The 9,121-nt window shown below is 67.4% G+C and carries 10 protein-coding genes; 4 read left to right on the top strand and 6 right to left on the bottom strand.

Features of this window, described 5'->3' with window-relative positions:
* Nucleotides 1-42: 42 nt before the first annotated feature.
* The 5 genes from AC5O77_RS21095 to AC5O77_RS21075 form a co-directional block, all read right to left on the bottom strand.
* Nucleotides 43-1,470, bottom strand: coding sequence for an amino acid permease (locus AC5O77_RS21095; RefSeq protein WP_032128498.1), 1,428 nt, complete (start codon nt 1,468-1,470; stop codon nt 43-45).
* Nucleotides 1,471-1,647: 177 nt separating this feature from the next.
* On the bottom strand, nt 1,648-2,337 hold the full coding sequence (locus tag AC5O77_RS21090; RefSeq protein ID WP_229301260.1) for a suppressor of fused domain protein: 690 nt from the start codon (nt 2,335-2,337) through the stop codon (nt 1,648-1,650).
* A gap of 5 nt (nt 2,338-2,342) precedes the next feature.
* Entirely contained in the window at nt 2,343-2,771 is a 429-nt protein-coding gene (locus tag AC5O77_RS21085) for a hypothetical protein (protein WP_478057855.1), read from the bottom strand.
* Nucleotides 2,768-3,394, bottom strand: a complete 627-nt coding sequence (leuE, locus tag AC5O77_RS21080; RefSeq protein ID WP_478057856.1) for a leucine efflux protein LeuE — start codon at nt 3,392-3,394, stop codon at nt 2,768-2,770. Before leuE ends, AC5O77_RS21085 begins: the two co-directional genes overlap by 4 nt.
* Before the next feature lie 15 nt (nt 3,395-3,409).
* Nucleotides 3,410-4,381 (bottom strand): LysR family transcriptional regulator, encoded by a 972-nt coding sequence (locus tag AC5O77_RS21075; protein WP_478057857.1) that lies wholly within the window; start codon nt 4,379-4,381, stop codon nt 3,410-3,412.
* Nucleotides 4,382-4,472: 91 nt separating this feature from the next.
* Between AC5O77_RS21075 and AC5O77_RS21070 the strand changes: the two genes are divergently transcribed.
* The gene (locus tag AC5O77_RS21070) at nt 4,473-5,480 is read left to right on the top strand and encodes a zinc-binding alcohol dehydrogenase family protein (protein WP_478057858.1); all 1,008 of its coding nucleotides are present in this window, start codon (nt 4,473-4,475) and stop codon (nt 5,478-5,480) included.
* 121 nt (nt 5,481-5,601) lie between these two features.
* Here the strand turns inward: AC5O77_RS21070 and AC5O77_RS21065 are convergent, their stop codons facing one another.
* A complete protein-coding gene (locus tag AC5O77_RS21065) occupies nt 5,602-6,207 on the bottom strand; it encodes a glutathione S-transferase family protein (RefSeq protein ID WP_478057859.1) in 606 nt (201 codons plus the stop codon).
* 45 nt (nt 6,208-6,252) lie between these two features.
* Between AC5O77_RS21065 and AC5O77_RS21060 the strand changes: the two genes are divergently transcribed.
* From AC5O77_RS21060 to AC5O77_RS21050, 3 genes are all read left to right on the top strand, one after another.
* Entirely contained in the window at nt 6,253-7,788 is a 1,536-nt protein-coding gene (locus AC5O77_RS21060) for a DNA recombination protein RmuC (RefSeq protein ID WP_049400349.1), read from the top strand.
* A 71-nt stretch (nt 7,789-7,859) separates the two neighbouring features.
* Nucleotides 7,860-8,258 carry a hypothetical protein gene (locus AC5O77_RS21055; RefSeq protein WP_478057860.1) on the top strand — a complete coding sequence of 133 codons (399 nt, stop codon included), beginning with the start codon at nt 7,860-7,862 and terminating at the stop codon, nt 8,256-8,258.
* A 137-nt stretch (nt 8,259-8,395) separates the two neighbouring features.
* Nucleotides 8,396-8,941, top strand: a complete 546-nt coding sequence (locus tag AC5O77_RS21050; RefSeq protein ID WP_478057861.1) for a glutathione peroxidase — start codon at nt 8,396-8,398, stop codon at nt 8,939-8,941.
* The last annotated feature ends 180 nt before the right edge of the window (nt 8,942-9,121 follow it).

Raw genomic sequence — 9,121 nt, 5'->3', positions numbered from 1 at the left:
AGATGTGTATAAGAGACAGGGCCGGCACTACCGGTGATCCGGTTATTTCGCGATCAGCGCGTGGCGGCGGCTGTACAGGAAGTACAGCACCAGGCCGGCCAGGTTCCACAGCAGGAAGTACAGCTGGGTGCTGTGCGGCAGGCTGAGGAACAGGTAGATGCAGCCCAGCGCGGCCAGCGGACCGACCACGAAGGCCAGCGGGGTACGGAAGGTACGTTCGCGGTTCGGCTCGCGCAGGCGCAGCACCACCAGGCAGATGCCCACGGCGGTGAACGCGGCCAGGGTGCCGGCATTGGCCAGGGCGGCGATCTCATCCAGGCGGGCCACGCCGGCCAGCGCCGACACCACCACCGCGGTGAACAGCGTGGTCGCCACCGGCGTGCCGGTGCGTGCGTTGACCTTGGACAGGCCACGCGGCAGCAGGCCATCGCGGCTCATCACGAAGAAGATGCGGCTCTGGCCGTACAGGAAGGCCAGCAGCACCGTCGGCAGCGCGATGATCGCGATCACGCCGATCACCATCGCCGCGGTCGGATGGCCCAGCTGACGCATGATCAGGGCCAGCGGCTCGGCGCTGTGGCCGAACACCGCGTAGCTCATCGCACCGACCGCGGCCAGCGCCACCAGCACGTAGACGATGGTGCAGCCGATCATCGAACCGATGATGCCGATCGACAGGTCGCGGCCGGGGTTCTTGGTTTCCTCGGCGGCGGTGGAGATCGCATCGAAGCCGTAGAAGGCGAAGAAGATGATCGCTGCCGCCGCCATTACGCCGTGTTCGACGCCATCAGGGCCCATCGACTTGGCGAAGCCATACGGCATGAACGGCTGCAGGTTGGCGCTGTCGAAGGCGGGCAGGGCCACGGCCACGAAGATGGCCAGCGCGATCAGCTTGAACACCACCAGGATGGCATTGAGGGTGGCGCTTTCCTTGGTGCCGGCCATCAGCATGCCGGCCACCAGCCAGGTGATGACGATCGCCGGCAGGTTGATCATGCCGCCTTCCACGTGCGGGCCGGCTGCGAGCCACGCTGGCAGGTGCACGTTCCAGCCGAACTGGGTGTGGACCCATTCGAGGAAGCCGACGAAGTAGCCGGACCAGCCCACCGCCACCGTACTCACCACCAGCGAGTACTCCAGGATCAGGCTCCAGCCCACCACCCAGGCAAACACTTCGCCCAGCGCGCTGTAGCTGTAGGTGTAGGCACTGCCGGCGGCCGGCATCATCGTCGACAGCTCGGCGTAGGACAGTGCCGCACAGGCACAGACCGCACCGGCGATGGCGAAGGAGATCAGCACCGCCGGGCCGGCCAGGTTGGCACCGACGCCGATCAGCGTGTAGATGCCGGTACCGACGATGGCGCCGATGCCCAGCGCGATCAGGTGCGGCCAGCTGAGCGTCGGGATCAGGCGCCTGCCGGCTTCGTGGACGGTGACGGAATCTAGGGACTTGCGCCGGAACAGGGACATGCAGGCCTCGGAAGGGGTGACTAAGAACGACAAGTTCCCGAGTGTGACCGAACGCAGCGCAGCATTACCACTGACGGGGGTCATGCGAGGGTCAGATGCGTCACCGGCGCGGCTGTACTCCGAGCATTCTGCCGGAATCGGCACAAATGCTGGCAGGATTCGAAATGATTCGATCCCTCAAGGCGAGCCGGGAGGCGCTTGAAGCGTGAGAGCAGGGGCCAGATCGATGCTGACCCGCTGCGAATCAACCACTGGCGCCGCACCTTGGGTTCTCAACTGGGCCACCAGTACTTCGAAGCCCTGCGCGCGGCCGAACGCGTGCTCGTCCAGGGTCAACGGCAGCAGCTGCAGGAAGTCGAATCGTCCCGATGGCAGTTGCTGGGGGCCCGGGAAATGCAACGACGGAACGAAGACGGCCGCCTGCAGCATGCTCCCTGCGTGATCCACCGGCCCCCCCAGCTTCAGCCGGTCCCATGGCGCCAACGGATTGCCGGGCATGCGTGAGTGGCACAGCAGCAGGTGGTACGCGGTGAACCAGCGCAAGGTGGTCAGTGCCCAGGTCGCTTCTTCCTGCGTCTCAAGCATCAGTTCGATGCCCAACCCCGAATCGCCATCTTCGTGCCGCCCTTCCCAGGGGTTGGACAGGCCGGAGCTGACATAGATCCAGTGCCTTCGATCACCGTGCGGAGGGCAGGCATTGACGCCGACATGCAGCCAGCGCGGGTCGATCTGGTCCTGCTTGAAGACGTTGCGCAGCAGATCCATGTCGATCGGATAGATCCCCGGCCCGGTATCGCCGAACAACCGCCGGTACAGCGTCTCCTCCCGATATTCCCAGCTGCGCTCCAGCAGGGTGTCGTCGTCCATGGTGCTCACTCGGCCACCTTGCCGGGCCAGCGGCAGCCGTCTTCCTGCCAGGCCTCGACGTCATCGTGGAAGGTGGTGCGACGTCCGTCGCGGCTACGCTCGTAGCTCAGGTCCAGCACCAGCGCGCCCTGCGTGCTCAGCAGGTAGCGGCCGTTGAGGCGCCCGTTGATGCGCTCTTCCCAGACGCTGTCGAACTGGTAGGGGCGGTCTTCGGCCAGCACCGTGGTCTCCATCGAAACCCGGCGCAGCAGCAGGCGTTCGCGCTGCCCGGCATAGCGAACGTCGGCCTGGCCGTCATCCAGCCAACGCCATTCCAGATGGATGCCGTCATTGCGGCCGCCGCTCAGGCAGCGATGATGCTGTGCGGTGGCCGCCGGGGCGGTCGTGTTGGCCAGAAGCAGCAGGGCGCCCATCGCCGTCGGCCAGGGTTTCATCCGTTCAGCCCCAACCGGATGCCGAACCCCACCAGGAACAGGCCAGCCACGCGGCGCAGCGCATCGCTGATCCGTGGGTGCTGGATCAGCCGGCGGCGGGCCAGGTTGCCGACCCCGATCAACATCGAGCAGTAGGCGATGCTGACCACCAGGATGATGCCGGCCAGCGCAGCGAAGGTGGCGATGCCCTGGTGTGCCTTCGGATCGATGAACAACGGCAGGAAGGCCATGTAGAACAGAATCGCCTTCGGGTTGAGCAGGCTGACCAGGATCGCCTGCTGGAAGTAGCGCCCCGGCTGCATGCGGATCGGGCCGGCGTCGCCGCCGTGCTTCGGCGTGCGCAGCAGGCTGATGCCGACCCACACCAGGTAGGCCGCACCCAGGTACTGCACCGCGTGGAACACCAGCGGGTTGGCCTTGAGCAGCGCCGCCACGCCCGCCAACGCCAGCCACATCAGGATCTGGTCGCCGACCAGCAGGCCGGCCAGCGCGGTATAGCCACCACGCACGCCGCCACGGCCGGTGGCGGTCAGCAGGGTGAAGGTGCCGGGGCCGGGCAGGGCGAGAAACACCAGCACAGCGACCAGAAACGTCCACAGGTCCTGGATGCCCATCCACGGCATGGCGGCGTTCTCTTGTTACGGGGGGCCGCCATTGTCGGCCAGTGCCGCCGTTGGCGACAGGGGGCGGGTGAGGCCAGTGGGCATGCCAGACAGCAGCGGTTGCAGGTGCTGGCGCAGCTGCGCATGCAGTTGCCGTACCGCGGGCGAGAACTGCTTGCGGTGCGGACATACCAGCTGCAGCGGGATGCTGCTGCCAACACCATCGAGCAGCAGCTGCAGGCGCCCGGCCAGCACGTCCTCGCGCAGGTCCAGCCAGGACTTGTAAGTGATGCCTTCGCTGGCCACGGCCCAGCGTCGCACTACATCGGCGTCGTCGCAGACCAGCGGACCGCGCACCGGAATCACGCTGCGACGCCCGTCGACCTCGAATGACCAGCGATCGTAGGCGCGGCCGTTGAGTTGATAGACCAGGCAATCGTGCTCGCGCAGATCCTCCAGGCGGGTGGGCGTGCCACGCCGCTGCAGGTAGCCGGGCGAGGCGGCCAGCACGCGTCGATTGCCTTCCAGCAGCGGCAGGGCGACGTAGCTGGCGTCGTCGAAGTGGCCGATGCGGATGGCCACGTCGACCGGGTCGCGGAATACATCGGCCACCTCGTCGGACAGGCGCAGGTGCAGGCGCAGCCGCGGGTGCGCAGCGCGGAAGGCGCTCAGCCAGGGCAGCAGCAGGTTGCGGCCGAGGTCCGAGGGCGCCGACAGCTGCAGGGTGCCGTGCAGCTCGGTGTCCTCGCCCTGCACGCGCGCCTGGCCCTCGCGCAGGGTGGCCAGTACCTCCTGCGCATACGGCAGGTACAGCGCGCCCTCGCCGGTGAGGCGCAGGCTGCGGGTGGTGCGCACGAACAGGCGCAGGTCCAGCTCGCGTTCCAGCCGCGCCACCGCCGCGGCGACCTGCCCGGGCAGCAGGTCGGCCTCGCGCGCCGCCTGCGAGAAGCTGCCCAGTGCGGCAGTGCGGACGAACAGCTGCAGATCGTCGAAGCGGATCATCTTCATTGCCAGAGTGAAAGTGCTGCCCGATTCTGCGCCTTTCTGCGGGAGCGCGTGCGGCGCAACCTGTCGCCTCCTTCCCCACTGGACCGCTGCCATGCGCGCCATTGCCTATACCCAAGCCGGCCTGCCGATCGATGATGCCCAGGCCCTGATCGACATCGAGCTGGAGCTGCCGCTGCCCGGCCCGCGTGACCTGCGCGTGGCGGTACGTGCGGTGGCGGTGAACCCGGTCGACACCAAGGTCCGCCGCGGCGTGGCCACCGACGGCCCGCGCGTGCTGGGCTGGGACGCGGTCGGCATCGTCGACGCGGTGGGCAGCGAGGTGACCCTGTTCCGGCCCGGTGACGCGGTCTACTACGCCGGCGTCATCGACCGCCCGGGCAGCAATGCCGAGTACCAGCTGGTGGACGAACGCAGCGTCGGCCGCAAGCCGGCCAGTCTGGGTGATGCCGCCGCCGCCGCGTTGCCACTGACTGCGATCACCGCCTGGGAGCTGCTGTTCGACCGCCTGCGCATTCCCGAGGGCGGTGGCGAAGGGCAGGCCCTGTTGGTGATTGGTGCTGCCGGTGGCGTTGGTTCGATCCTGGTGCAGCTGGCGCGGAAGCTGACGAAACTGACGGTGATCGGCACCGCCTCGCGTCCGGATACCCAGGACTGGGCGTACGCAATGGGTGCACACCACGTGATCGACCACAGCCTGCCGCTGGCCGAGGGCCTGGCGCGGCTCGGCATCAGCGAGGTGCAGCACGTGGCCAGCCTGACCCACTCCGACCAGCACTACGCGCAGATCGTGGAACTGCTGGCGCCGCAGGGCCAGCTGGGGCTGATCGATGATCCCGGCCAGGTCGACGTGATGGCGCTCAAGCGCAAGGCGTTGTCACTGCACTGGGAGTCGATGTTCACCCGGCCGCTGTACAAGACCGCCGACATGCAGCGCCAGCATGACCTGTTGAACCGGGTGGCCGAGCTGATCGACACAGGCGTGCTGCAGACCACCCTGGGCGAGCACTTCGGGCGCATCGACGCGGCCAACCTGCGGCGTGCCCACGCGCTGCTGGAGAGCCACCGCGCCAAGGGCAAGATCGTGCTGGAAGGCTGGTAAGGCCCGGTTTTTCCTGTGGAGCCGAGCCTGCGCCCGGCTCTACAGCGCTTCATCCACGCATGGCGTGGATCAGCCGTGTCGACCAAGGTCGACACCTGCCAACAGCTGCGGAAGCCACTGCTCAGGCCACACCGTTGTCGACGTACTCGGCGAAACCGGGCTGCTGGCGCAGGCGTTCGAACCAGGCATCTACGTGTGCCAGTACCGGCTTGCTGCCCGGCGTGCTGCACCAGCGTTGGGTCGACAGCCCGAGCACGATGTCGGCCAGAGTGAAGGTGTTGCCCGCCACGTAGCCGTCGGTAATGGCCAGCTGTGCATCAAGGACGCCCATCAGCCGGTTCCACTGCGCCAGGCTGGCCTCGGCACGGGCGTCATCCGGATAGTCCGGATGCTGGCGCACGCGGGCCATGAACACATGGCGCCATGCGCTGTTGAGGTCGCTGGCCTGCCAGTCCATCCACTGCTCCACCCGGGCCCGGTCCTTTGCTGCATGTGGCAGCAGATCCTCGCGACCGGCGCGTGCGGCCAGGTAGCGGCAGATGCTGTTGGATTCCCACAGCACGAAGTCGCCATCACGCAGCACCGGCACCTGCCGGTTGGGGTTCAGCGTGGCCAGCAGGTCCGGCGAGGGGGCCGGTTCGTGGTGCAGGGGCAGATCCAGCCCCGCGCACAGCCACAGCACTTTACGCACATTGATGGAGGTGGGCTTTCCGTAGAGGACGACCATGGTCCTGACGCAGCAGTTGAGACTCGGCCAGCCTACACTTGCCCCATGCAAACCGAATATCTGCTCATTGGCGGCCTTCTATTGGCCGTGCTCATCCTGCAGCTGGTCGCCCTGCTGCGCCGCCCGCCGCATGACCGCCTGGAACAGGCGGTGCGCGAGGAGGCGCGGGCCGGGCGCAGCGAGCTGCGCGAACAGCTCGATGGCTTCGCCCGCGCGCTGACCGATCTGTCCACCCGCACCGACCAGCGCCTCGACCTGCTGCGCGAAGCGCTGGGCGAAGATGCCCGCAAGGCGCGCGCCGAAGCGGCCGAGAGCCAGCAGCGCGGCGCGGCGTTGATGGGACAGCGGCTGCAGGAGCTGCGCGGCCAGCTGGAGACCTTCGGCCAGCAGCAGGAAGCCCGCATCCATGCGTTTGGCCAGCAGCTGCAGGAGCTCACCGGGCGTACCGATACCCAGCTCGGCGCGCTGCGGCAGACCCTGGTGGACGATGCACGCAAGGGCCGCGAGGAGGGCGCGCAGTCGCAGCAGCGCCTGACTGAAAGCCTTGGCCTGCGCCTGCAGGAACTGACCCAGCGCAACGAGCAGCGCATCGCCGAGATGCGCACGACGCTGGAAGAGCAGCTGCGCGCGCTGCAGAGCGACAATGCGCAGAAGCTGGAACAGATGCGCGTGACGGTGGATGAGAAGTTGCAGTCCACTCTGGAAACACGCCTTGGCCAGTCCTTCAAACTGGTCTCGGAGCGCCTGGAACAGGTGCAGCGCGGCCTCGGCGAGATGCAGCAGCTGGCCACCGGCGTGGGTGACCTCAAGCGCGTGCTGACCAACGTCAAGACGCGCGGCAGCTGGGGTGAAGTACAGCTGGAGAACATCCTCGAGCAGACCCTGATCCAGGAGCAGTACGCGCGCGGGGTGAAGGTACGCCCGGATAGTGGCGAGATGGTCGACATCGCCGTGCGCCTGCCGGGCCGCAGCAGCGATGACACGCCGGTGTGGCTGCCGATCGACTCCAAGTTCCCACGCGAAGACTACGAGCGCCTGCTGGACGCACAGGAGCAGGGTGACGCCGAACTGGTACGCGTGCAGGGCGCGCAGCTGGAGCGTGCGGTGAAGGTGCAGGCCAAGTCGATCTGCGAGAAGTACATCGTGCCGCCGCACACCACCGACTTCGCGGTGATGTTCCTGCCTACCGAAGGCCTGTATGCCGAGGTGATCCGGCGCCCCGGCCTGGTCGATCTGCTGCAGCGCGACCACCGCGTGGTAGTGGCCGGGCCGACCACGATCACCGCACTGCTCAACAGCCTGCAGATGGGTTTCCGCACGCTGGCCATCGAGAAGCGGTCCAGCGAGGTGTGGAGCCTGCTGGGTGCGGTGAAGACCGAGTTCGGCAAGTTCGGCGATGTGCTGGACAACGTGAAGGCCAAGCTGGACCAGGCCAGCAAGCAGATCGACCAGACCGGGGTGCGCACCCGCGCGATCGCCCGCAAGCTGAGGGATGTCGAGTCGCTGCCGGTTGAGCAGAGCCGCCAGTTGCTGCCGGACGCGCTGCCAGCAGAGGAAGGCAGTGACGGCGACGAGGCCTGAGCCACGCTGACACGCCGCCTGCATCGCCGATGCGTATGCTGGCGGCCTGTCCGCCTCGATCAGGTATCGTCATGCGCCTGCGCCGCTTCACCAGCCTTGTCCTGACCGCGCTGCTTGCCGCCTGCAGCAGCGCACCACCGGCTGCCGATACGACCGCGGCACCTGCCGCAGCCATCAGCCCTGAAGCGGCCGAGGCGTATCGCGAAGCGCGCGACGTCGACTGCCAGGCCGCCGGTGGCAGCCTGCAGCGGCTGGGCCGGCTGCAGCGCGAGCAGTGCGTGATTCCCTATGCCGATGCCGGCAAGGCCTGCAGCCGCAAAAGCGACTGCACGGGCCAGTGCCTGGCCGGTCCCGAGGTGGCCGCTGGCAGCGCCGCTACCGGTACCTGCCAGCGCGATGTGCGCCAGAACTTCGGCTGCCGCCAGCGCATTGATGACGGCAAGGCGCAGGGCACGATCTGCGTGGACTGATCGTAGTGCCGGCCGCTGGCCGGCAACCGCATGAACCCTTGCGAACGGTCGCACGATTGCCGGCCAGCGGCCGGCACTACCGCCATCGCGCGGCGCTATGCTGGTGGGCCATTCCCCGCTGTTGCCGGAGCCCCCGCGTGAGCACCCCGATCCAGGTCATTTCCCTCACCACCATCGACGGCCAGCCGTCCTCGCTTGCCGACTACCAGGGCAAGGTACTGCTGCTGGTCAACGTCGCCTCCAAGTGCGGCCTGACCCCGCAGTACGAAGGCCTGCAGGCGCTGTATGCGGAAAAGCACGCGCAGGGTCTGGAAGTACTGGGCTTCCCCGCCAACAACTTCCTCGGCCAGGAGCCGGGCAGCGAGGCGGAGATCCAGCAGTTCTGCCAGCTCACCTACGACGTCAGCTTCCCGATGTTCTCCAAGATCAGCGTGGCCGGTGACGATACCCATCCGCTGTACCAGCAGCTGACCGCCGCCCAGCCGCAGTCGATCGGCGAAGGCCCGCTGCGTGAGCGCCTGGCCAGCAAGGAGATCCCGATCCACGCAGCACCGGCGGTGCTGTGGAACTTCGAGAAGTTCCTGGTTGGCCGCGACGGCAAGGTCATCGCGCGTTTCGCCCCGGACGTGGCTGCCGATGACGCGCGCCTGCGCGAGGCCATCGAGGCAGCGCTGGCAGCCTGAGGAAAGCGTGCCAACCAAGGTTGGCACCTACCGGAAAAGAAAAACCCCGCCGAGGCGTAATGCTGTTCACTTAAGCGGTGCAGCCTTGCGATCGACGGGATAACGGGTTTTGGAGATCTTCACCGTCCTCGGAGTTGTTGGCCGGGGACGGTGCTCCAGGAAGAGGCTGGCGACGCCGGA

Source organism: Stenotrophomonas sp. INTA L402-1, assembly GCF_059295135.1.
The sequence above is the reverse complement of the archived record's forward strand: the minus strand, read 5'-3'. Positions and strand labels throughout refer to the sequence as shown.

Bases quoted from the DNA above. Each gene is read 5' to 3' on its own strand.
- AC5O77_RS21095 (WP_032128498.1), bottom strand. From the start codon at position 1,470: ATGTCCCTGTTCCGGCGCAAGTCCCTAGATTCCGTCACCGTCCACGAA.
- AC5O77_RS21090 (WP_229301260.1), bottom strand. From the start codon at position 2,337: ATGGACGACGACACCCTGCTGGAGCGCAGCTGGGAATATCGGGAGGAG.
- AC5O77_RS21085 (WP_478057855.1), bottom strand. From the start codon at position 2,771: ATGAAACCCTGGCCGACGGCGATGGGCGCCCTGCTGCTTCTGGCCAAC.
- leuE (WP_478057856.1), bottom strand. From the start codon at position 3,394: ATGCCGTGGATGGGCATCCAGGACCTGTGGACGTTTCTGGTCGCTGTG.
- AC5O77_RS21075 (WP_478057857.1), bottom strand. From the start codon at position 4,381: ATGAAGATGATCCGCTTCGACGATCTGCAGCTGTTCGTCCGCACTGCC.
- AC5O77_RS21070 (WP_478057858.1), top strand. From the start codon at position 4,473: ATGCGCGCCATTGCCTATACCCAAGCCGGCCTGCCGATCGATGATGCC.
- AC5O77_RS21065 (WP_478057859.1), bottom strand. From the start codon at position 6,207: ATGGTCGTCCTCTACGGAAAGCCCACCTCCATCAATGTGCGTAAAGTG.
- AC5O77_RS21060 (WP_049400349.1), top strand. From the start codon at position 6,253: ATGCAAACCGAATATCTGCTCATTGGCGGCCTTCTATTGGCCGTGCTC.
- AC5O77_RS21055 (WP_478057860.1), top strand. From the start codon at position 7,860: ATGCGCCTGCGCCGCTTCACCAGCCTTGTCCTGACCGCGCTGCTTGCC.